This window comes from Sphingobium sp. DN12, from assembly GCF_051058005.1.
Taxonomy (GTDB): Bacteria; Pseudomonadota; Alphaproteobacteria; order Sphingomonadales; family Sphingomonadaceae; genus Sphingobium; species Sphingobium yanoikuyae.
In genome coordinates this window covers 900543-922738 of the sequence record NZ_CP173717.1, presented here as the reverse complement: position 1 = coordinate 922738, position 22196 = coordinate 900543, and the positions used below count along the sequence as shown (strand labels likewise).

The following is a 22196-nucleotide window of genomic DNA, read 5'->3' as shown; positions in this document are numbered from 1 at the left end:
CCTCGGTATCAATAGTCCAGTTCCAGCATCAAGGTTCCGAAGGGCGGGATGGTTATGTTCGCCCATCCGCTCTCATCGGCCTCGACCACGCCCATATTGCCGGCGCCGCTGCCGCCATATTCGCACGCATCGCTATTGAGTATCTCGCGCCAGCGACCGCCCACGGGCAGCCGCATGCGATAGCCATGGCGCAGCACCGGCGTGAAATGGCTGATGACGACGATCGGCTTGTGGCCGGGCGCCCGCCGTTGCCAGGCAAAGACGCTGTCCGCCGCACCATCGACCAGCACCCATTCAAACCCTTCCGCCTCGCAATCGCGCGCATGCAGCGCCGGCCGCGAACGATAGAGATGGTTGAGATCGCCGACCAGCAACTGCACCCCATGATGGGGCGCATGGTCGACCAGGTTCCAGTCGAGCGCCCGCTGCTCGCTCCACTCGGCGCGCTGGGCGAATTCCTGGCCCATGAACAGCAGCTTCTTGCCGGGATAGCCCCACATGAAGGCATAATAAGCCCGCAGCGTCGCGAATTTCTGCCAGTCGTCGCCCGCCATCTTGTGCAGCAGCGACGATTTGCCATGCACCACCTCGTCATGGCTCAGCGCCAGCACGAAATTCTCGCTGAAGGCATAGAGCAGGCCGAAGGTGATGTCGTCATGATGATGCTGCCGATGCACCGGCTCGCGCGCCAGATAGCGCAGCGTGTCGTGCATGAAGCCCATATTCCATTTGAAGCCGAAGCCAAGGCCACCCTGATGCACCGGCGCCGACACCTGCGGCCAGCTGGTCGATTCCTCGGCGATCGTCATCACGCCGGGAGAATCCGCATAGAGCGCCTTGTTCATCCCCTGGAGGAAGGCGACCGCCTCCACATTCTCCCGCCCGCCATGGTCGTTGGGGATCCATTCGCCGGGCTTGCGCGAATAATCGAGGTAGAGCATCGAGGCGACCGCATCGACCCGCAGCCCGTCGACATGATAGCGCTCGGCCCAGAAGAGCGCATTGTTGGTCAGATATTCCGCCACCTCGCGCCGGCCGAAATTGTAGATCGCCGTGTTCCAGTCCGGCTGGAAGCCCTTGCGCGGATCGGCATGTTCATAAAGCGCGGTGCCGTCGAACCGGGCCAGGCCATGCTCGTCGGTCGGAAAATGCGCCGGCACCCAATCGAGAAGGACGCCGATCCCCGCCCGGTGCGCACCATCGACGAAGCGGGCAAAGCCCGCCGGATCGCCAAAGCGCGCGGTCGGCGCATAAAGGCCCAGCGTCTGGTAGCCCCAGCTCGGATCATAGGGAAATTCGCTGATCGGCAGGAACTCGATATGGGTGAAGCCCATGCCCACGACATAGGGGATCAGCCGCTCGGCCAGCGCATCCCAATGCAGAAAATCGCCATTCTCGTCGCGCTGCCATGATCCGGCATGCACTTCGTAGATGGAGATGGGCTGGCGCCGCGCATCGGCCTTCTGCCAATGGTCGCGGTGATCCGCATCGCCCCATATATGCGCGGGTGGACCGTTGACGATCGACGCGGTCGACGGGCGCAGTTCCGAGCGGAATGCGAAGGGATCGGCCTTGAGCGGCAGCACCAAGCCATCCGGCCCGACAATCTCGAACTTGTAGGGCTGGCCGATGCCGACTTCGGGCAGGAAGATTTCCCACACGCCCGCATCCTGCCGGTGCCGCATCGCCGCGCGCCGCCCGTCCCAGCGGTTGAAGTCGCCGACCACCGACACGCGCCGGGCATTGGGGGCCCAGACCGCGAAATGGGTGCCGGCAATCCCTTCATGCTCCATCGGATGCGCGCCCAGCTTCTCGAACAGCCGCTTGTGCGATCCTTCGGCGAAATAATAATCGTCCATCGGCCCCAGCACCGGGCCAAAGCCATAGGGATCGATCGTCGCATAGCGGCCGCCATCGCCATAATGCGCTTCATAGCGCAGCGGCTGGCGCTTGCGGATCTTGACCTTGCCTTCGAACAGGCCAGCCGGGTGGATCAGCGCCAGTTCACCGACCGGCTTGCCATCCAGCGTCTGCGCACTGACGCTGACGGCATCGGGCAGCAGCACGCAGGCGGTAAAGCCGGTCTTGCCGCTGTCAGGATCGGCCGGGTGCACGCCAAGCGTCGCGAAGGGATCGGCATCCCGCCCTTCGACCAGCCGGTCGATCTGCTCCGGCGTCAGCACGCTCCTATCTCCCGTCTCCGCCGATAGCGGCCATTCTTATCACCCCATCTTCCAGATGTCGGCGGCATATTCGCGGATCGTCCGGTCGGACGAGAACCAGCCCATGCGCGCGACATTGTGGATCGCCTTCTTCGCCCACAATGCCTGATCCTGCCAGATGCCATCGACCCGGCGCTGGGCGGCGGCATAGCTGTCGAAATCGGCCGCCACCATGAACCAGTCATGGTCGTAGATACCCTGGATCAGATCCTTGTAGCGATTGGGGTCGTCGGGCGAGAAGACGCCGCTGGCAATGGCATTGAGCGCCTGCCCCAGTTCCCGGCTCTGTTCGATCACCGCGCGCGGATTATACCCCTCGGCCCGGCGCTGGTTCACCTCGGCCGCGGTCAGGCCGAAGATCACGATATTATCCTCGCCAACATGATCGCGCATCTCGACATTGGCGCCGTCCAGCGTGCCGATGGTCAGCGCGCCGTTGACCGCGAACTTCATGTTGCCGGTGCCCGACGCCTCCATGCCCGCGGTCGAAATCTGTTCGCTCAGGTCCGCCGCCGGGATCATCATCTCCGCCATGGAGACATTGTAATTGGGCACGAACTGCACCTTCAGCAGTCCCTGCACCGACGGGTCATGATTGATCGCGCGGGCCACGTCGCCCGCCAGCTTTATGATCAGCTTGGCATTATGATAGCTCGGCGCCGCCTTGCCACCGAACAGCTTGACCCGCGGCACCCAGTCCTTTTCGGGATGCGAGCGGATCTGGTCATAGAGCGCCACCGCCTCGATGATGTTGAGCAGTTGCCGCTTATATTCGTGGATGCGCTTGATCTGGATGTCGAACAGCGCGTCGGCGTCGATCCGCGCGTTGATCCGCTTCCGCAGCAGGTCGGCCAGCGCCACCTTGTTGAAGCGCTTCACTGCCAGGAATCGCTCCTGGAAGGCGGTGTCGTCGGCGAAATTGTCAAGCTCGCGCAGCGCCTCGGCATCGTCCATGAAGCGGTCGCCAATCGCCTCGCGGATCAGTTCGAACAGGCCATGGTTGCACTGCATCAGCCAGCGGCGGAAAGTGACGCCGTTGGTCTTGTTGTTGATCCGCGCGGGATAAAGCTTGTGCAGGTCGGCGAAGACCGTGACCTTCATCAGGTCGGTATGCAGCGCCGACACGCCATTGACGCTGTGCGATCCGGCAAAGGCGAGATTGCCCATCCGCACCCGCCGCTCGCCGCCCTCGTCGATCAGCGAGATGGTGCCGATCGCATGATCGTCGAACTGGCCGGACTTGCGCGCCTCGCCCAGCAAGCGGCTGTTGATGGCATAGACGATCTGCATGTGCCGGGGCAGCAGCCGCTCGAACAAGGGCACCGGCCAGCTTTCCAGCGCCTCGGGCAGCAATGTGTGGTTGGTATAGCCGAAGGTGCGGCGGACAATGTCCCAACCCTCGTCGAAATCCAGCCCATGCTCGTCGACCAGGATGCGCATCAGCTCCGCCACCGACACCGCCGGATGGGTATCGTTGAGCTGGATCGCCGCCTTGTCCGGCAGGGTACGGACATCGCCGAAATATTGGATATGCCGCCGGACAATGTCCTGCAGCGAGGCGGAGGAGAAGAAATATTCCTGCCGCAGCCGCAATTCCTGCCCCGCCGGCGAACTGTCGGCAGGATAGAGGACGCGGGTCAGCGCCTCGGCCCGGTTGCTTTCGGACAGCGCGCCCAGATGGTCGCCGGCATTGAACTTGTCGAGCAGGATCGGGTCGATCGGCTGTGCCTCCCACAGGCGCAGCGTATTGACCCGCTTGCCCCGCCAGCCCGCGATCGGCGTGTCATAGGGGGTGGCGATCACCCGTTCGGCCGGGCGCCAGCTCATCTGATAGGGGCCGCAATCCTCGCACTCGGCCGGATCGACACGCCCGCCGAACCCGACCTCGTAACTCGCCTCGCGCCGCTCGAACTCCCAGGGATTGCCGTGCGCCAGCCAGTTTTCCGGCAGTTCCACCTGCCAGCCGTCGCTGATCTCCTGCCGGAACATGCCGTTCACATAACGGATGCCATAGCCATAAGCGGGGATGTCGACCGTCGCCATGCTCTCCATGAAGCAGGCGGCGAGGCGCCCCAGGCCGCCATTGCCCAGCGCCGCATCCGGCTCCAGCGCGGCGATCAGGTCCAGGTCGACGCCCAGCGAGTCGAGCGCGGCCTGCAAATCGTCCAGCATCTCCATATTGGATGCCGCATCGCGCATCAGCCGGCCGATCAGGAATTCCAGGCTCAGATAATAGACCCTGCGCCCCTGTTCCTCATAGGTCTTGTGGGTCGACTCGATCCAGGCGTCGATCACCCGGTCGCGGATCGAGAGGATGACGGCATGCAGCCAGTCGTGCGGCTTGGCTGCCTTGGCATCCTTGCCGATGCGATAGGTCAATCGCTCGACAATCTCATGGGCCAGAATCTGCGGATCAACCTGCCGGGGTGCCGGCTTGGGAAGCTGCGTCTCGCCCTTGAGATTCATGGCCGGGATCTCCCTCTATGAGTCACCGGGATGATGGCACAGCGCGCTTCGCCATGCCAATCCATTTTTTGCAGCGCAGCATGGACTTTTCCCGCTTCTTTCTGCGGGCTTGGCCTGCCTCAGCCCCGACCGCGTCGCGTGACGATGGCCGCCCCGATCCCGGCCCGCAATTCCGCCCGCACCGGATAGGTGCTGGACGGCAGATGCTGGGTCATGAACAGGCCGATCAGCCGTTCGACCGGATCGATGAAGAAATAGGTCGAGAATACCCCGCCCCAGTAGAATTGCTGGTTCGCCAGCGTCATCGCAAAGCCCAGGCCGAAACCGACCCCGGCATAATCCGCCTCGCTGAACATCGCCTGTGACATGCTGGCGAGGTCGCCGCCGCCGGGCAGATGATTGGTCCGCATCTGCGCCACCGTTTCGGGCTGCAACAGTCGTGCCCCATCCAGCTCGCCACCGCGCAGCAGCATCCGTGCGAAACGGTGATAATCGGCGGTCGAAGAGATCAGCCCGCCCCCGCCTGATCGGAAACGCAGCTTGCGCCGCCAACTGCTGGCCGCGCCCCGGTCACGCAGCCGCAACCCGTCCTCGCCCAGCCCCCAAGCATCGGTCAGTCGGTCGGTCCGGTCCTCAGGCAAGGTGAAGAAACTGTCCTTCATGCCCAGCGGATCGAAGATATTCTGACGAAAATGCGTCTCCAGATCCTGTCCCGACAGCCGCTCGACGATCACGCCCAGCACATCGGTCGACACGCCGTAATTCCAGCGCTCACCCGGTGAAAATTCCAGCGGCAGGCTGGCCAGCGCGGCGATGAACTCGTCCGACGACCGCTTCTGCTGGAACTCGTCCAGCCCCAGTTCCCGATAGCATGCGTCGATCGGCGTCTGCCGTTGCAGCCCATAGGTCAGGCCGGATGTGTGGCGCAGCAGGTCGATCATCCGCATCGGCCGCGTCATCCTTCCGCGCCCGTCCGCCCCGACGCGAAGGTCGGCAAATGCGGGCAGCACGTCCGTCACTGGATCGTCCAGCGCCACCTTGCCCTGCTCGACCAGCCGCATGAAGGCAACGCTGGTGACCGGCTTGGTCATCGACGCGATACGGAACAGCGCATCGGCCTGCAACGGCTCGCCGGTCGCGCGCGCCTGCCCCCGGCTGACCGACAGCAACGGCACCTCGTCGCGCGACACCAGCATCTGCATATGCGGCAATTTGCCGCTCTGCACATAGGTCCGGTCCAGATGATCCACCAACGCGTCCAGCCGGTCGGGGTCCATCCCCGCCGCCCTCGCCGCTGCTGCATCCGTCACTTTCGCTGTCGCCATGTCCGCTCCTGCCATATCCGAAACGGGCTAGAGCAAGCCGCGCACTAGGTAAATGATTTCAGGCCATGACCGGTCGATCCGCGCCTTGCCATTGCCAAGACCCCACCCCTGCCTCTATGGCAACCCGCCTGATCGCCAATACCGGACGCACCACAGGCATGGCCACGGGCCTTTCTGCTATCTTCTTCCAGAATCGCGCTGCCCTGCTGCGCTTCCTGCGCGCGCGCGGTGCGGGCGAGGATGCGGAAGATTTGCTGCAGGACATGTGGATGAAGCTGGAGGCCAAGGATCTGGGGCCGGTCGCCGATCCCCTGCCCTATCTCTATCGCATGGCCAACAACCTGATGCTCGATCGCTATCGCTCCGCCACCCGGCGCGAGCGGCGCGAGCAGGACTGGGCCGAAGGCGCCGGAGGCGTGATGGCCGACCCGAATGACGATCTGGCGGTCGACGAACGCATGATCCTCAATCAGCGGCTGGAACAGGCGCGCGGCATATTGGCCGATCTTGGCCCCCGCGTCGAACTGGTGTTCCGCCGTTTCCGCATAGAGGGGGTCGGCCAGCGGCTGATCGCGGAGGAATTGGGGGTCAGCCTGACCACGGTCGAGAAGGATCTGCAAAAGGCCTATCGGGCGATGCTTGCGCTCAAGCAAAGTCTGGATACGGAATGAGCGGATCGGCGGCGTCTGGCTCTTCAAGGGGCAAGAAATGAACAGGGCACAGGCCATGATGAACGAGGAGGCGCTCGGGTGGGTGATCCGCACGCGCGATCCCGAATTTGACGACTGGGACGCCTTCACCATCTGGCTGGAGGGCGATCCCGCCCGCGCGACCGCCTATGATGCGCTGATGGCGGCCGACGCGGATCTGGCGGACATGGTTCCGGCGGAACCCGTCGTCATGCCTGTTGCTGCCAATGATGCCGGCGAACGTCACCGCCGCCCGCTGCGCTGGATCGGCGGCGGCGCGATCGCCGCCGCGCTGGTCGCCGCCGTCTCGGTCGGCCTGCTCAACCGCAGCGACATCTACAGCATCACCACCCGTCCCGGCGAAACCCGCAGCATCGCGCTGGACGACGGCACCCGGATCGAACTGAACGGCGGCACCACCCTGCGCCTCGACCGCAAGAATGCGCGCTTTGCCGCGCTCGACGCGGGCGAAGCGGCCTTCACCGTGCGCCATGACGCTGCCGATCCGTTCCGCGTGACCGTCGGCGACGCCGTGTTCGAGGATGCGGGCACCGTCTTCAACATCGTCCATAGCGGCAACGCCACCCGCATCGGCGTGTCCGAGGGCAAGGTCATCTACAATCCGCAGGCCGAAGCCATCTCGCTGCCCGCCGGCCGCGCGCTGAGCGATGGCGCCGAAGGGCTGCGCGTGATGGACGTCGCGCCCCAGGCCGTCGCCAGCTGGCGCCAGGGCCAGCTCATCTATGCCAATGCACCGGTCGGCGACGTGACCCAGGATATCGCCCGTTCGCTGGGCGTGACGCTGGCCGCGACACCCGGCGCGCAGGCCATGCGCTTTACCGGCACGATCCGGCTGGAACGGGATCCGTCCCGCTTCTTCGCCGCTGCCGCGCCCCTGATGGGGCTGTCCGCCATCCGACAGGGGAATGGATGGCTGCTGAAGGAAGGGGATGGGTCGCAAAACTGACGTCCTTTTCGTCACCGCCTTCGCCATAGCGGCCGCATCGCCCGCGCGAGCGGCGGACAGACAGTCGATCGACCTCGCTCCGGGACGCCTGGGCGAGGCGGTGGTGGCGCTCGGCCGTCAAACCGGCGCCAGTATCGGCATGTCGGACCAGTCGCTGGCCGGCATCGCCACCCCTGCGATCCGGGGCCGGATGTCGACCGCGGGCGCCCTTTCCCAGTTGCTGCGCGGCAGCGGCGCCAAGGCCAAACAGATCGACGCCACCACCTGGCGCATCGTCCGTGCCCGCAAGAGCGCTCCGCCGCCATCGCCGACGCCAGTCGCAGCCATGCAACTCGCGCCGGTTGCGCAGGAACCGCCGGCCGACATCATCGTCACTGCGTCCAAGCGCGACATTCCCCTGCCCCGCTATGCCGGCATGGTCGAAACCGTGACCGGTGGCCTGTTCGAGACCGCCGACGCGGCGCAGGGCACGGCCGCGCTGCTCTCGCGCGTCGCAAGTCTGAGTTCCACCCATGCCGGCGCCGGCCGCAACAAGCTGTTCATCCGCGCCATCGCCGATTCCGGCGTTGCCGGGCCGACCCAGGCGACGACCGGCCAATATCTGGGCGACATGCGCCTCAACTATGCCGCGCCTGATCCGGACCTGCGCCTCTATGACGTCGGCGGGGTCGAGGTGCTGGAAGGGCCACAGGGCACGCTCTATGGCGCCGGATCGCTCGGCGGCATCATCCGCATCATCCCCAACGCCCCCAATCTCGCGCAGTTCGGCGGCCAGATCTCGACCGGCGTGTCGGCGACCCAGCATGGCGATCCGGGCGGCGACCTGTCGGCCATCCTCAACCTGCCGATCGTGGCCGAGAAGGTGGCGCTGCGCGTCGTCGGTTATGGCGTGCAGGAGGGCGGCTATATCGACGATGTCCTGCGCGACAAGAACGACGTCAACCGCACCCGCACCTATGGCGGCCGCGCTACGCTGCGGATCGCACCGGCCGACGACTGGACCATCGATCTCAGCACCGCCTACCAGCATATCGAAGGTGACGACGCCCAATATGCCAGCCGCGAGGTCGGCCGGCTGGAACGCGCCTCCAGCGTCGCCCAGCCCTATCATTCCGACTATATCCTGGCCAATGCGCGGATCGAGCATCAGTGGGACGATCTGCGCCTCGTCTCCTCGACCGGCTATGTCCGCAATGTCCTGGCCGAAAGCTATGACGCGACCCAGCCGGGCGGCGCGCCGGCCCTGTTCCGCCAGCGCAACAAGGTCGAACTTTTCTCGACCGAAAACCGGCTGGTGCGCGACCTCGACAATGGCCTGGGGTGGTTGCTGGGCGTTTCCTATCTGGAAAGCACCTCGACCATCCAGCGGTCGCTGACCGGCTATGGCCCGCTGAGCGCACCGGCGATCGAGATTTTGCCGGGCGTCCCGGTCTATGGTCGCGGACGTCCTGCCACGGCCACCGGCGTGCGCAACCGGATCACGGAAGCGACCCTGTTCGGCGAAGCCTCGTTCGAACCGCTCCAGGGGCTGGTCGCCACCGTGGGCGGACGCCTCACCAACAGCCGCCTCAGCGGCGAGGCGATCGATCCGGTGGCGATGCTCTCGGCGGTCGCCGACCTTGCCCGTGTCGAGGCGCAGGCCGATCGTTCCGAAACCATCTTCCTCCCCTCCTTCTCGCTACTCAGCGATGCAGTGAAGGGACTTACCCTCTATGCCCGGTTCGAACAGGGCTTCCGTCCCGGTGGCCTGGCGGTCGACGATCAGCGCGCGCGCAGCTTCCGCAATGATCGCATCTCGACCATGGAACTGGGCTTCCGCAAGGGCGTGCCGGGCCGGGACACGGTCGCGCTCAGCGGCAATGTCGCCTATACCGACTGGCGCGACATCCAGGCTGACGTCACCGACCGCATCGGCCTGCCGACCACCGCCAATATCGGCGATGGACGCATCTATACGGTGGAAGGCCGGATCGTGATCCGTCCGATCCCGCCGCTGACGCTGGACGGCTCGATCATCTATAATGACAGCCGCCTGACCCAGCCGGCCCAGTTCGTGCGCGCTCTTTCCTATGAAGGGCGCTCGCTGACCCTGCCCAATGTCGCCAATCTGGGTGGCCGCGTCGCTGCCGATTATCGTGCGCCATTGGGCGACGACATGCGCCTGCACCTGTCGGCCTCGGCCCGCTATGTCGGCAAGTCGCGCCTGGGCGTCGGGCCGATATTGGGCCGCGAACAGGGCGATTATGTCGATACGGCCCTGTCCGCGGCCGTCACGCGCGGCCCGGTCGAACTCTCGCTTTCGCTCACCAACCTGTTCGACAGCGACGGCAATCGTTTCTCGCTCGGCACGCCGTTCGACCTGAGCACCGACTATTATACGCCGCTGCGCCCCCGCACCGTGCGCATCGGCCTGGATTTCGCCTTCTAAAATCACGCCGGACGGCATTTTTCCTGACGGAACCCGCCCGGCGGCGACGTCCCTCCCGCATGTACGCGCCCATCAAACGGCGCGGCATTCAGAGGAGATATCATGCGACATTTGCTGGCCTGCACGGCCATCGCCCCGGTTCTGGTTGCGATGACCGCAACCAATGCCGCGGCGGAAACCACGATCGGTTCATCCACCACCACCGCCGTCAAAACCTCCACCGTCGCCTCGGGCGCGGCGGATGCGATCACGGTCAGCTCGGCTGGCAGCATCACGCTGACCAGCGGCACCGCGATCACGATGGACAGCAACAACAATGTCAGCAACGCCGGTTCGCTGACCATCAATGATGCCGACAATGCGACCGGCATCCTGGTCAAGGCCGGCACCACCGGCAACATCACCAACAGCGGCACGATCACGCTGACGGAAGATTATACCGCGACCGACACGGACAGTGACGGCGACATTGACGGCACGTTCGCCAAAGGGACGAACCGCAATGGCATCCTGGTCGAATCCGGTGCGGCCCACACCGGCAATATCGACACCACCGGCACGATCTCGATCGAAGGCAACAACAGCGCCGGCATCCGCGTCAACTCGACGCTGATCGGCAATCTGTCGACCTATGGCACCATCGCCGTCGTCGGCGACAACAGCTATGGCGTGGTTGCCAACGATATCGACGGCAACGCCACGATCCGCGGTTCGATCAGCACCAAGGGCGCGAACAGCACCGCCGTCGCCCTGCTCGGCGATGTCGATGGCGCAGTGAAGATCCAGGGCACGATCGTCAGCACCGGCTATCGCTCCACCACCCGCCCGAGCGACGTCACCAAGCTCGATGCCGACGACCTGCTGCAGGGCGGCCCCGCCCTCGTCATCGCCGGCAATGTCAGCGGCGGCATCGTGTTCGACGTCGCGCCGACCGCCAGCGATGATGACGACGAAGATGACACCGACATCGATGATGACGGCCTGCTCGACAGCACCGAAACCACTGCCACGGTCATCAACTATGGCTCGGCGGCTGCAGTGCAGATCGGCTCGGCCAGCGCCGACACCAGCATCGGCGTGGTCCAGGGCGACAGTTCGGGCTATGGCGTGGTCGTGCGCGGCGCGATCGCGGGCTATGGCATCTATGACGGTGTCGATGCCAATGCGATGGTGATCGGCGGTCTGGGCGGCGATGTCGACATATCCAAGGGCGTTCTGGTCGCCGGATCGATCACCGCCATTTCTTATGACAGCAACGCCACCGCGCTGCGCCTGGGTTCGGGCGCGACCAGCGACGCGATCGAGATTTCGGGCACCGTCGCCGCTTCGGGCGCCGCGCTCGCCAACACCAGCGCGCGCGGTCTGGTGATCGATGCCGGCGCACAGGTCAATTCGATCAAGGTCAGCGGCACGGTCGCGGCGGTTGCCGCCGATGATGAAAAGGGCCGCGCGATCGCGATCCTCGATTCCTCGGGCACCGTTTCCAGCCTCAGCAATACCGGCACCATCTCGGCGACCGGCGGCCTCACCAACACCGCCATCGACCTCAGCGCCAACAGCAGCGGCGTGACGCTGACCCAGGCGCTCGCCTCCTCGACCGCGACCGCGCCCAGCATCATCGGCGACGTGAAGCTCGGCTCGGGCGATGACGTCATGACGGTATCGGCCGGCCGGATCGTCGGCGATGTCAGCCTGGGCGCGGGCAATAACAGCCTGTCGCTCTCGGGCAGTTCGACCCTGACCGGCGATCTCAGCTATGCCGGCACCGGCGCCACCCTGACCCTGGCCGATACCGCCAGCGTCACCGGCGCGCTCGACTTTGGCGGCGCCAGCGGCACGATGACGCTGAACGGCACCTCCAGCTATACCGGCGCGATCAGCAACAGCGGCAACATGGCGCTGGTGCTGAACGGCGGCACGCTGGCGGCCAGCAACACCGGTTCGATCGCGCTTGCCTCGCTCAGCGCCTCCTCCGGCTCGGCGCTGGGCGTCACCATCAACGGCGCCGATGGCACCAACACGGTCTATGACGTCGCCGGCGCCGCCAGCTTCGCCAGCGGTTCCAAGGTGAAGGTGGCGCTGACCCAGGTCGGCGGATCGGAAGGCGACTATGTCATCGTCCGCGCCGCATCGCTGTCGGGCACCCCGGCGCTCGATAGCGCGACCCTGCTGCCCTACATGTTCAAGGGCAGCGTCAGCAGCGACACGACGACCGGTGACGTGACCCTGTCGATCGCCGCAAAGACGACGTCGGAACTGGGCCTGACCGGTTCGCTTTCAAGGGCCTATTCGGCGATCTTCAACGCGCTCGACAATGACAGCTCGATGGCGTCGGCCTATCTGGACGTGACCGACGGCCAGACGCTGAACGGTGCGCTGCGCCAGATGCTGCCCGAACATTCCGGCAGCACCTTCGAAGCCGTCACCGCCGGCTCGCGGGCGACCGCGCGCATCCTGTCCGATCCCAACGGCATCTACCGCACCAAGGACGGCAAGCTGGGCTTCTGGCTGCAACAGGTGGCGTTCGGCAGCTCCAAGAGCATCGGCGACACCGCCTCCTACGACATTAATGGCTGGGGCGCAGGCGGCGGCGTCGAATATCTGACCGATCTTGGCGCCTTCGGTGGTTCCTTCGCCTATATCCATGGCCGGGACACCAGCGACAGCTCCAACAGCTCGGCGGATTCCGACCAGTTCGAACTGGCGGCGCACTGGCGCGGCAGCTGGGGGCCACTCCAGGCCTTCGCGCGCGTGTCGGCGGCGCATATCGACTTTGACGGCACCCGCAACTTCACCCTCGACGATGTCGTGCGCAAGGCGACCGGCGACTGGTCGGGCAAGCTCTATTCGGCCACGGCCGGGGCTTCCTATCAGCTCCAGTTCAACCGCTTCAGCCTGCGTCCGGGCGTGGGCATCGACTATTATCGCCTGAAGGAAGGCGGCTATAGCGAAAGCGGCGGCGGCGACGCGTTCAACCTGACGGTCGACGGCCGCACCAGCGACGAAATGACCGCCAACGGCACGATCGCCGCCGGCTATGATTTCGGCAGCCTCAATCGCGAGGATGGCTGGGCGCGGTTCGAACTGGAAGGCGGTCGCCGCCAGCTGATCGGCGGGTCGCTCGGCGACACCGTCGCCCATTTCAAGGATGGCGATGACTTCGTCCTGGTCGCCGACAAGCGCACCAGCGGCTGGACCGGCCGGGCCCGCCTCTATGGCGGCACCGACACGTTCCGCGTTGGCGGCGAATTCGGTGCGGAAGAACAACAAAATCACGTCGCAATCTCATTCCGGGCGACGGTTAACTTCGTCCTGTGACGTCTGAATAAGGAATTGGCGGGCCACACCCCACAGACCCTCCCGGTCCGCCAGTTGCGCCACGGCATGATGTTCCTCCCCAAGGGACGCCAAGGCAAAAAAGAGGGGCGTCGCATGGGTTTCACCCGAGCGGCGCCCCTTTTTCATGGGCTAGTTCCGTGCCGCCCTCGCAGTCGCTTGGTGCAGCAACGTCCAAGCATGTGGCTACGACTAAAAAAAGGGGCGATGGCATCGCCATCACCCCTTCCTTGCCTATCAATTGACGTCCTGCTGTCAGCCGGCGAGCGCCTTCTTGACCAGTTCGTTGACGACCTGGGGGTTGGCCTTGCCCTGCATCGCCTTCATCGTCTGGCCGACGAAGAAGCCGAACAAAGCTTCCTTGCCGCCGCGATACTGCTCGACCTTGTCGCCATTCTTGGCGAGGACATCGGCCACCGCCGCCTCGATCGCGCCGGTGTCTGAGGTCTGCTTCAGGCCCTTTTCCTCGACGATCTTGCCGGGCTTGTCGCCGGTTTCCAGCATGATCTCGAACACCTGCTTGGCGATCGTGCCGCTGATCGTACCGTCGGCCACCAGCGCAAGCAATTCGGCGCCTTCCTCGGGGCTTACCGGGCTTTCTTCAAGGCTTTTGCCAATGCGGTTGAGCGCGCCATACAGTTCCGACAGCAGCCAGTTGGCCGATGCCTTGGCGACCTCGCCCTCGCTCTTCTTCTGAATACGCGCGCCTTCCGCCAGCAGCGCCTCGAACCAGCGGGCGGTGTCGGCGTCGGCGGTCAGGGTCGCGGCATTATAGGCGGACAGGCCCAGATCCTGCGCGTAGCGGCGCAGCTTCGCGTCCGGCAGTTCGGGCAGCGACTGGCGGCATTCCTCCAGGAAGGCATCGTCCAGTTCCAGCGGCAACAGGTCGGGATCGGGGAAGTAGCGATAGTCGTGCGCATCTTCCTTCGACCGCATCGAACGGGTTTCGTTGCGATCCGGGTCATAGAGGCGCGTTTCCTGCACGATCTTGCCGCCGGCCTCCAGCACGTCGACCTGGCGGTTCGCCTCATGCTCGACCACGGCCATGACGAAGCGGACCGAGTTCACATTCTTGGTCTCGGTGCGGGTGCCGAACTCTTCACCGGGACGACGCACGGAGACGTTGACGTCGGCGCGCATCGACCCCTGGTCCATATTGCCGTCGCACGACCCGACATAGCGAAGAATGGTTCGCAGCTTCGAGAGATATGCCCCTGCTTCGGCAGGCGAACGCATGTCCGGCTTCGACACGATTTCCATCAGCGCCACGCCCGACCGGTTGAGGTCGACATAGGAGCTGGTGGGATGCTGGTCGTGCATCAGCTTGCCGGCATCCTGCTCGACATGGATGCGCTCGACGCCGATCACCTTGGTGCTGGCCTCGGGGTTCTTCTCGTCGAGGACGATCTCGATCTGCCCCTCGCCCACGATCGGGTGATAGAGCTGGCTGATCTGATAGCCCTGCGGCAGATCCGCATAGAAATAATTCTTGCGGTCGAAGCGCGACCATTTGTTGATCTGCGCGTCGATCGCCATGCCGGTGCGCACCGCCTGGCGGATGCACTCGCGGTTGGGCACGGGCAACATGCCGGGCATGGCCGCATCGATCAGGCTGACCTGCGTATTGGGCTCTGCGCCGAACGCCGTCGCGGCACCGGAAAAGAGCTTCGCGTTCGACGTCACCTGCGCATGGACTTCCAGGCCGATCACGACCTCCCACTCGCCGGTTGCGCCCTGGATGCGATAGGTTGATTCAGTCATTTCGCTTCTTGCCCATCAATTTCTGTCGGAGCGATCCGACCTCTGCTTCGGCGACCCTTGCCCCACAGACTGGTCTTGGGGCGATCCGATGTCGCTTCCGCGGTAGCAATGACGATCTTCCGACGCTTGGCTGGTCGATCATCCTTACGCTGATATCGCTGTTTCCCAGAAACAGTGAAGGAACTGAGCAAATCGACAAGTTCCCCCACCAGTTCTAGGAAGGTCATCTTACCACCACTTGTCCGGCCGCGCGGTGAACCCAGCCCGTTCCTCGATGGCGAGGCTGGCGTTCAGCACGGTTTGCTCGTCCAGCGCCTTGCCGATCACCTGCAGGCCGATCGGCAGGCCAGCCGAATCCAGCCCGCCCGGAATCGCCATCGCCGGCAACCCGGCCAGCGAGGCCGGCACGGTGAAGACGTCGTTCAGATACATGGCCAACGGATCGGCCTGCTTCTCGCCCAGCGCGAAGGAGGCGCTCGGCGCGGTCGGCGTCAGCAGCAGGTCGCACTTTTCAAACGCCAGCTCGAAATCGCGCGCGATCAGCGCCCGCACCTTCTGCGCCTGGGTATAATAGGCGTCATAGAAGCCGGCCGACAGCACATAGGTGCCGATCATGATGCGGCGCTTCACTTCCGGACCGAAGCCGGCAGCGCGGGTCGCGGCATACATGTCCTGCAGCCCCGCCCCATCGGGCAGGTCGCGCTGGCCATAACGCACGCCGTCATAGCGGGCGAGGTTCGACGAGGCTTCGGCCGGCGCGATGATATAATAGGTCGGCAGCGCATATTTGGTATGCGGCAGCGACACTTCGACCACTTCGGCGCCGGCGTCCTTGAGCCATTCGATGCCGCGATCCCACATGGCGGAGATTTCGGCGTTCAGGCCATCGGGGCGATATTCCTTGGGAATACCGACCTTCTTGCCCTTGAGATCGCTCGACAAATTGGCTTCCCACTGCGGCACCGCCAGATTGAGGCTGGTCGAATCCTTGGGATCGAAGCCCGACATGACTTCCAGCAGGATCGCATTGTCACGCACGGTGCGCGCCATCGGCCCGGCCTGGTCGAGCGAACTGGCGAAGGCGACGATGCCGAAGCGCGAGCAGCGGCCATAGGTCGGCTTGATGCCCGAAATGCCGGTGAAGGCGGCGGGCTGGCGGATCGAGCCACCAGTGTCGGTGCCGGTCGCCGCCGGGCAGAGCCGCGCGGAAATGGCCGAGGAGGAACCGCCCGACGAACCGCCGGGTGCCAGTGCGGCATTATCACCGCCGCCCCGCCGCCAGGGCGAGATCACATTGCCATAGTAGCTGGTCTCGTTGGACGAACCCATGGCGAACTGGTCGAGGTTGAGCTTGCCCAGCATGCCGGCGCCCGCCGCCCACAGCTTGCCCGACACGGTCGATTCATAGGTCGGCACGAAGCCTTCCAGCATGTGGCTCGCGGCAGTCGTCTGCGTGCCTTCGGTGCAGAACAGATCCTTCATGCCGATCGGCACGCCGGAGAGCGCACCCAGCGTCTCGCCGGCGGCCTTGGCCTTGTCGGCGGCGTCGGCCGCTGCCAGCGCCTTTTCGGGCGTCTCGACGATGAAGGCGTTCAGCGCCTTGGCAGCGGCGACATTGGCGTTGAAACCCTCGGCCACTTCACGTGCCGAAAAATCGCCCGCGCGGAAGCCGTCGCGGATTTCCGCAACGGTCAGATCAGTCAGATTGGTCATTATTCGATCACCTTGGGCACCGCGAAGAAGCCATGTTCGGCCTGCGGCGCATTGGCCAGCACCTTGTCACGCACATTGCCGTCAGTGACGACATCGTCGCGCAGGCGTTGATGGTTGGGGATGACGGCCGTCATCGGCTGCACGCCGGTCACGTCCACCTCGCCCAGCTGCTCCACCCAGCCAAGGATATTGTTGAGTTCGGGCACCATGGCTTCCGCTTCGGCGTCGGTCACCGAAATGCGCGAAAGGCTGGCGATCTTTTTCACGGTCTGAAGGTCTATCGACATGGGCCAAGCCGCTAGCACCCGCACCAGTCCGCTTCAAGTGTCCTGCTGCACCATCTGCCATCTTGCATCCGCCCATCTTGCATGACTGCCGCGCATGGGCCAGACAGGCCGCACGAAGGCGGGGCGATCCCCGCACAGGGATGGAGACGAGAGCAAGTGGCCCGCAAATTCCTTTATATCGTCGCCGGCCTGGTCGTGCTGGTGCTGACGATGCTGCTCGCCTATCGCATCTGGGGGATGCAGATCATGCGGGCGGTGATGGTCCCGCGCGAAGCGTTCCAGCCGCTCCAGCCCCTGCCCGCCAACGCCTATGACGATCCGAAAATGTGGATCGCCCGCCCCGACCAGACCAAGGACAATCCCGCGCTCTGGACGCCGCAGGGCGCAGCCAAGCTTGCGCCGCCCGCGCAGAAGGCCGCCGTCTTCTTCATCCATCCGACCAGCTATGTGACGCCGCTTGGCAATGCCCATTGGAACGCGCCGCTGGACGATGCGGAAAGCAATGCGACCGCACGCCGCTTCGTGCTGAGCCAGGCCAGCGCCTTCAGCGCCGCCGGCAATGTCTGGGCACCGCGCTATCGCCAGGCCAATTATGGCGCCTTCCTCACCACCGGAGCGGAGGGCGACCAGGCGCTCGCCGCCGCCTATCGCGACGTGACCCAGGCCTTCGCCGCCTTCCTCAAGGCCAATCCCACCGGCCCGCTGATCCTTGCCGGCCACAGCCAGGGGTCACGCCACCTGCTGCAACTGGTGCGCGAACAGGTGGCGGGCAAGCCGGTCGCCGACCGGATCGCCGCCATCTATGCCGTGGGCTGGCCGATCTCGGTCGAGGCGGACCTGCCTGCATTGGGCTTCCCCGCCTGCGCCAAGCGGGATCAATCACACTGCATCGTCAGCTGGCAAAGCTATGCCGAACCGGCCGATCCGTCCGCCGTGGTCGAAAGCTTCGAGCGCAAGCAGGGCCTCAATGGCCAGCCGCGCAAGGGCACGCACATGCTCTGCACCAATCCGATCACCGGCACCTTCAACGGCAATGCGCCCGCCAGCGCCAATATCGGCACGCTCGACGCCCGCACCGCCGACAAGCCAGCTCATCTGGTCGCCGGCATCGTGCCTGCCCGCTGCGACACCAGCGGCGTGCTGATGATCGGCGAGCCGGTCGACATGGGCCCCTACACGCTGCCCGGCAATAATTATCACGTCTATGATTATAGCCTGTTCTGGGGCAATGTGCGCGACGACGCCCGCCAGCGACTGGCGGCCTTTACCAAGACACACTGAGACGTAATGAAACTTGTCACGACTGACCGCGCACAATTTCGCGCAGCCCTGCCCGAGGGTGGCCGCCTGATCGGCATGGATGTGGGCACCAAGACGATCGGCCTGGCCCTGTGCGACGCCCAATGGTCGATCGCCAGCCCCGCCTACACCGTCAATCGCGGCAAGTTCAGCAAGGACAAGCCGGCGCTCGAAGCCTTCATGGCGCAGCAGCAGGTCAAGGGCATCGTCATCGGCCTGCCGCTCAACCTCGACGGCACCAACAGCCCGCGCAGCCAGGCGAGCCGCGCCTTCGCCCATAATGTCGCGGATATCGGCCTGCCCGTGCTGCTCTGGGACGAGCGCTGGTCGACCCAGGCCGTCACCCGCACCCTGCTGGAGGCCGACGCCAGCCGCGCCCGCCGCGACGAACTGGTCGACAAGCTCGCCGCCAGCTACATCCTCCAGGGCGCGATCGACGGCCTCGTCGCCGGGCTGGAATAGGCACGCCTGTCCTACAACGTGCCGCCCCGCTACATTCCCGGCGGCTCTTTCCCATCGCGATCCCCCGCCACTTTCCGATAGGATCAGCGGAACGTAACATAATGTCAGAATGTACGGGAAATATGCGAAGTTAAGCGCGCGATTTCCAACATTCATCCCGCCCAGCGCGCGCTGCCGGAGTTGCATATATCTGAAGTAACAGCGTTAAAGCGCTGTTTACGTGATCGCGCTCACGGATTGATCGTTGCGAAAGCGATATTCCCTACCCTGCAGTCGAACGGAAAAGGGCGGACGGATCAATGACCGAAGGCAAGAGTCCGGAAGATATCTGGCACATCATCAGCGAACAGCGGCGCATGATGCGCGACCATTTTCGCCGTGATCCCACCAGCTACTCGGTGCGTCGGGAAATGTCGCGCCGGCAGATGGCACAGAAGCAGGACGATCAGACGCAGGACGTCTGAGCGCCGTCCTCGAACGCCGCGATGATCGGGCACGGCCCTTCATCGGAGGCATGGCATTGCCGGGCCAGCCGCGTCAGCGCCGCCCGTGCCGCCTCCAGTTCCGCGATCTTCACATCCAGCGCCGCGATCCGATCGGCCGCCAGCTCGCGCGCCCGCTTGCGGTCCTGCCCGGCATCGAGCTGCAGCAGTTCGCCAATCTGTTCCAGCGTGAAGCCCGCCGCCTGCGCCGACCGGATGAAGCGCAACCGCCGCACGTCGCTCTCGCCATAGCGGCGCACGCTGCCCTCCGGCCGATCGGGCGCATCCAGCAGTCCGCGCCGCTGGTAGAAGCGCACCGTCTCCACCCCGACATCGCCCGCACGGGCCAGTGCGGAAATTGTCATGCTCATGCCTTGACTCCGTACCATGGTACAGACCCTATATGAGGCGCATCGCACTCGATACAAGCCTGACACAAGGACGATGCAATGCCCCAAGGACCGGAACAGGTCGCTCAACTCTACCGTATGGTGATGCCCGGCCATGTCTGCCCCTATGGCCTGAAAGCGCGCTGGCTGCTGCGCCGCCATGGCTATCGGGTCGAGGATCACGCCCTTACCAGCCGGGCCGAGACCGACGCCTTCAAGGCGCAGCATGATGTGAAGACCACACCGCAAATCTTCATCGATGGCCGGCGGATCGGCGGCCATGACGATCTGCGCCGCTTCCTGGGCCTCAAGGTGCCGGTGCCCGGCGCGACCAGCTATGTGCCGGTGCTGGCCGTCTTCGCCGTCGCCGCGCTGCTGGCGCTGGCGCTGGCGATCAACTGGCTGACCTTGGCGCCGCTCATAGGCCTGCTGACGCTGGAGCGGTTCATCGCCATCGCCATGATGCTGCTCGCCATGCTGAAGCTGCAGGATGTGGAGCGGTTCGCCACCATGTTCCTCAACTATGACCTGCTCGCCCGCCGCATCATTCCCTATGGCCGTATCTATCCCTTCCTGGAACTGGGCGCGGGCGCGCTGATGCTGACCGGCCTTGCCCCCTGGCTGTCGATCCCGGTCGCCCTGTTCATCGGCGGCATCGGCGCGATATCGGTATTCAAGGCGGTCTATATCGAGAAGCGCGAACTGAAATGCGCCTGCGTCGGCGGCAGCAGCAACGTGCCGCTCGGCTTCGTCTCGCTGACCGAGAATGTCATGATGGTCGCCATGGCCCTGTGGATGCTGGCAGGCATCCACTAAATTGGCAGGACGGGGAGATTACTCCCCGTCCCGTCCATAGTCGTCGGGCAGGAACTGCACCCCGTCCGCCGTCGGCACCACCGTCAGATAGGTGAGATAGACCGGCACTGGCCGGGGCAGCAGCACATATTGTTCGGGCGCATCGCTCTCCGCCGTCGGCGTCTTGCCGAAGAACCAGCGCCCCAGACGCTGCGCATCCTCCAGCCGGACGCAGCCATTGCTGAAATGGCGCACCGGCTTGGCGAACAGCGCCCGGTCGGGCGTATCGTGCAGATAGATGCCTAGGTCATTGGGGAACATGAACTTGATCTTCCCCATGGCATTATTGCCGCCGGGCAACTGGCGCACGCGCAATTCGCGCTGCCCCGCTGCCACCGCCTGCCAGTCGATCTCGCTCTGGTTCAGCGTCTGCGCGTCGGCGGTCCAGTCGCTCAGCGCCTCATAGCGCATCTTCCTGAGCGTCGCCCCGTCCAGGATCTTGGGGGCGATCTTGCGCTCGACCAGATCGGGCGGGACATTCCAATAGGGGTTGAGCGTCGCATAGCGGATCATGCCCGCCATCATCGGCGTCTGGCTTTCCTTGGCGCCGGCCACGACCTTCATCGATCCGTCCAGTTCGCCGCCGCTATAATAATAGAGCCGCGCCGATGCCGCATCGACCTCCACATGCCGCACCCATGGACCGGGCAGCAGCCGCGCACGCTCCAGATTGAGCGTCAATATCCGCCCATAATGGCCCGGACCACGATTGAGCGCCTCGATCGTCTGCGCGCCGGCAATGCCGTCGGCATCCAGCCCATGATCGGCCTGGAACAGCTTGACCTTGGCCGCCAGCGCCTTGTCATAATCGACCCCGTCGGGCAGCCCCAGCCGATGGCGCAGGATCGCGATCTCGCCGCTCGATCCGCCCGGCCGCAGCTTGACGTCGGTCGGCACGCTCACCGCCGGCAGGCCGCCCCAGCGCGTCGCATAGGCGCCGCTCGCCGCGCGCAGCTTCATGTAGAGCGGGCTCATCCAGCCCGCCTTCTCGACATAGGTGGCCAGCGACGGCGCCACCGCCGCCGCGCGCAGCACCTCGGCCGCATCGGGCGCCTGCGGCTCCACCTCAGGGTCGAGATAGCGCATCTTCACCGCCTTGGACGGGCGGCGGACATCGGCGACATAGGTGGCCAGCGCCTTCGACAGGGCGACATCGACCCGCGCCAGCGCCTTGGGGTCGCCCGAGGCATCGGCCTCCTTGATCGCCCGCAACAATCCCCTGGCATCATAGTCGCGCGATCGCAGCCCGTCCTGATCGGCACTGTCGAGCAGCGCCAGCAGCGCTTGCGCCGGTTCGGCGCGGACCTTGCCCTTGTCGCTCCACAGCGGCCAATAGCCGCGCGTGCCATAGAAATCGCGCAGCTTGCCGCTTGCCGCCGACCGGATTTCAGCAGCCACGCTCGACCGCGCCGCCGTGTCGCTGGCGGCCGGCTGCGCAGCCGCCATCCCCGGCACGGAACCGGCGATCAGCATGGCGAGGATCAGGGAAACAGGATGTCGGGGGGCGCGGCGGGG

16 protein-coding genes are annotated in these 22196 nt (G+C 65.0%); 8 read left to right on the top strand and 8 right to left on the bottom strand.

All coding sequences use genetic code 11. The annotated features are described in order from the left end of the window. Nucleotides 1–8: 8 nt before the first annotated feature. From glgB to ACI6S0_RS04405, 3 genes are all read right to left on the bottom strand, one after another. A complete protein-coding gene (gene glgB, locus ACI6S0_RS04415) occupies nucleotides 9–2183 on the bottom strand; it encodes a 1,4-alpha-glucan branching protein GlgB (protein ID WP_434405083.1) in 2175 nt (724 codons plus the stop codon). Nucleotides 2184–2222: 39 nt separating this feature from the next. Then, the gene (locus ACI6S0_RS04410; RefSeq protein ID WP_434405081.1) at nucleotides 2223–4688 is read right to left on the bottom strand and encodes a glycogen/starch/alpha-glucan phosphorylase; all 2466 of its coding nucleotides are present in this window, start codon (nucleotides 4686–4688) and stop codon (nucleotides 2223–2225) included. A 119-nt stretch (nucleotides 4689–4807) separates the two neighbouring features. Next, nucleotides 4808–6013, bottom strand: coding sequence for a serine hydrolase domain-containing protein (locus ACI6S0_RS04405; RefSeq protein WP_434405080.1), 1206 nt, complete (start codon nucleotides 6011–6013; stop codon nucleotides 4808–4810). Nucleotides 6014–6171: 158 nt separating this feature from the next. Between ACI6S0_RS04405 and ACI6S0_RS04400 the strand changes: the two genes are divergently transcribed. The 4 genes from ACI6S0_RS04400 (at nucleotide 6172) to ACI6S0_RS04385 (ending at nucleotide 13415) form a co-directional block, all read left to right on the top strand. Beyond that, entirely contained in the window at nucleotides 6172–6684 is a 513-nt protein-coding gene (locus tag ACI6S0_RS04400; protein WP_029547652.1) for an RNA polymerase sigma factor, read from the top strand. 55 nt (nucleotides 6685–6739) lie between these two features. Continuing rightward, nucleotides 6740–7669 carry a FecR family protein gene (locus ACI6S0_RS04395; RefSeq protein WP_037507458.1) on the top strand — a complete coding sequence of 310 codons (930 nt, stop codon included), beginning with the start codon at nucleotides 6740–6742 and terminating at the stop codon, nucleotides 7667–7669. Further along, entirely contained in the window at nucleotides 7653–10097 is a 2445-nt protein-coding gene (locus ACI6S0_RS04390) for a TonB-dependent receptor domain-containing protein (protein ID WP_434405079.1), read from the top strand. The genes ACI6S0_RS04395 and ACI6S0_RS04390 overlap by 17 nt, the downstream gene beginning before the upstream one ends. Before the next feature lie 102 nt (nucleotides 10098–10199). Next, a complete protein-coding gene (locus ACI6S0_RS04385; RefSeq protein WP_434405077.1) occupies nucleotides 10200–13415 on the top strand; it encodes an autotransporter domain-containing protein in 3216 nt (1071 codons plus the stop codon). A gap of 273 nt (nucleotides 13416–13688) precedes the next feature. On the opposite strand, the gene gatB is transcribed toward ACI6S0_RS04385, so the two are convergent. The 3 genes from gatB to gatC form a co-directional block, all read right to left on the bottom strand. Next, complete coding sequence (gene gatB, locus ACI6S0_RS04380) at nucleotides 13689–15194, bottom strand: Asp-tRNA(Asn)/Glu-tRNA(Gln) amidotransferase subunit GatB (protein ID WP_010337156.1); 1506 nt, start codon at nucleotides 15192–15194, stop codon at nucleotides 13689–13691. 228 nt (nucleotides 15195–15422) lie between these two features. Further along, the gene (gene gatA / locus ACI6S0_RS04375; RefSeq protein ID WP_434405075.1) at nucleotides 15423–16907 is read right to left on the bottom strand and encodes an Asp-tRNA(Asn)/Glu-tRNA(Gln) amidotransferase subunit GatA; all 1485 of its coding nucleotides are present in this window, start codon (nucleotides 16905–16907) and stop codon (nucleotides 15423–15425) included. Next, nucleotides 16907–17194: an Asp-tRNA(Asn)/Glu-tRNA(Gln) amidotransferase subunit GatC gene (gene gatC, locus ACI6S0_RS04370; RefSeq protein ID WP_004211845.1), complete on the bottom strand. Its 288-nt coding sequence runs from the start codon at nucleotides 17192–17194 to the stop codon at nucleotides 16907–16909. The genes gatA and gatC overlap by 1 nt, the downstream gene beginning before the upstream one ends. A 156-nt stretch (nucleotides 17195–17350) precedes the next feature. On the opposite strand from gatC, the gene ACI6S0_RS04365 reads away from it, so the two are divergent. From ACI6S0_RS04365 to ACI6S0_RS04355, 3 genes are all read left to right on the top strand, one after another. Then, complete coding sequence (locus ACI6S0_RS04365; protein WP_434405074.1) at nucleotides 17351–18475, top strand: DUF3089 domain-containing protein; 1125 nt, start codon at nucleotides 17351–17353, stop codon at nucleotides 18473–18475. Nucleotides 18476–18481: 6 nt separating this feature from the next. Next, nucleotides 18482–18955 (top strand): Holliday junction resolvase RuvX, encoded by a 474-nt coding sequence (ruvX, locus tag ACI6S0_RS04360; protein WP_161730360.1) that lies wholly within the window; start codon nucleotides 18482–18484, stop codon nucleotides 18953–18955. A 299-nt stretch (nucleotides 18956–19254) separates the two neighbouring features. Beyond that, a complete protein-coding gene (locus ACI6S0_RS04355) occupies nucleotides 19255–19419 on the top strand; it encodes a hypothetical protein (RefSeq protein ID WP_004211842.1) in 165 nt (54 codons plus the stop codon). Here ACI6S0_RS04355 and ACI6S0_RS04350 read toward each other — a convergent pair. Continuing rightward, a complete protein-coding gene (locus ACI6S0_RS04350) occupies nucleotides 19401–19808 on the bottom strand; it encodes a MerR family transcriptional regulator (RefSeq protein WP_048937298.1) in 408 nt (135 codons plus the stop codon). The genes ACI6S0_RS04355 and ACI6S0_RS04350 overlap by 19 nt on opposite strands. A gap of 78 nt (nucleotides 19809–19886) precedes the next feature. On the opposite strand from ACI6S0_RS04350, the gene ACI6S0_RS04345 reads away from it, so the two are divergent. Next, complete coding sequence (locus tag ACI6S0_RS04345) at nucleotides 19887–20642, top strand: MauE/DoxX family redox-associated membrane protein (RefSeq protein WP_434405072.1); 756 nt, start codon at nucleotides 19887–19889, stop codon at nucleotides 20640–20642. 18 nt (nucleotides 20643–20660) lie between these two features. Here ACI6S0_RS04345 and ACI6S0_RS04340 read toward each other — a convergent pair whose 3' ends face one another. Beyond that, a complete protein-coding gene (locus ACI6S0_RS04340; protein ID WP_434405070.1) occupies nucleotides 20661–22154 on the bottom strand; it encodes a L,D-transpeptidase family protein in 1494 nt (497 codons plus the stop codon). Nucleotides 22155–22196: the final 42 nt, after the last annotated feature.

What these genes read in the sequence shown, in the direction of transcription:
- ACI6S0_RS04410 (WP_434405081.1), bottom strand. Translation starts at nt 4,688, where the DNA reads ATGAATCTCAAGGGCGAGACGCAGCTTCCCAAGCCGGCACCCCGGCAG.
- ACI6S0_RS04405 (WP_434405080.1), bottom strand. Translation starts at nt 6,013, where the DNA reads ATGGCGACAGCGAAAGTGACGGATGCAGCAGCGGCGAGGGCGGCGGGG.
- ACI6S0_RS04400 (WP_029547652.1), top strand. Translation starts at nt 6,172, where the DNA reads ATGGCCACGGGCCTTTCTGCTATCTTCTTCCAGAATCGCGCTGCCCTG.
- ACI6S0_RS04395 (WP_037507458.1), top strand. Translation starts at nt 6,740, where the DNA reads ATGATGAACGAGGAGGCGCTCGGGTGGGTGATCCGCACGCGCGATCCC.
- ACI6S0_RS04390 (WP_434405079.1), top strand. Translation starts at nt 7,653, where the DNA reads ATGGGTCGCAAAACTGACGTCCTTTTCGTCACCGCCTTCGCCATAGCG.
- ACI6S0_RS04385 (WP_434405077.1), top strand. Translation starts at nt 10,200, where the DNA reads ATGCGACATTTGCTGGCCTGCACGGCCATCGCCCCGGTTCTGGTTGCG.
- gatB (WP_010337156.1), bottom strand. Translation starts at nt 15,194, where the DNA reads ATGACTGAATCAACCTATCGCATCCAGGGCGCAACCGGCGAGTGGGAG.
- gatA (WP_434405075.1), bottom strand. Translation starts at nt 16,907, where the DNA reads ATGACCAATCTGACTGATCTGACCGTTGCGGAAATCCGCGACGGCTTC.
- gatC (WP_004211845.1), bottom strand. Translation starts at nt 17,194, where the DNA reads ATGTCGATAGACCTTCAGACCGTGAAAAAGATCGCCAGCCTTTCGCGC.
- ruvX (WP_161730360.1), top strand. Translation starts at nt 18,482, where the DNA reads ATGAAACTTGTCACGACTGACCGCGCACAATTTCGCGCAGCCCTGCCC.
- ACI6S0_RS04355 (WP_004211842.1), top strand. Translation starts at nt 19,255, where the DNA reads ATGACCGAAGGCAAGAGTCCGGAAGATATCTGGCACATCATCAGCGAA.
- ACI6S0_RS04350 (WP_048937298.1), bottom strand. Translation starts at nt 19,808, where the DNA reads ATGAGCATGACAATTTCCGCACTGGCCCGTGCGGGCGATGTCGGGGTG.
- ACI6S0_RS04345 (WP_434405072.1), top strand. Translation starts at nt 19,887, where the DNA reads ATGCCCCAAGGACCGGAACAGGTCGCTCAACTCTACCGTATGGTGATG.
- ACI6S0_RS04340 (WP_434405070.1), bottom strand. Translation starts at nt 22,154, where the DNA reads ATGCTGATCGCCGGTTCCGTGCCGGGGATGGCGGCTGCGCAGCCGGCC.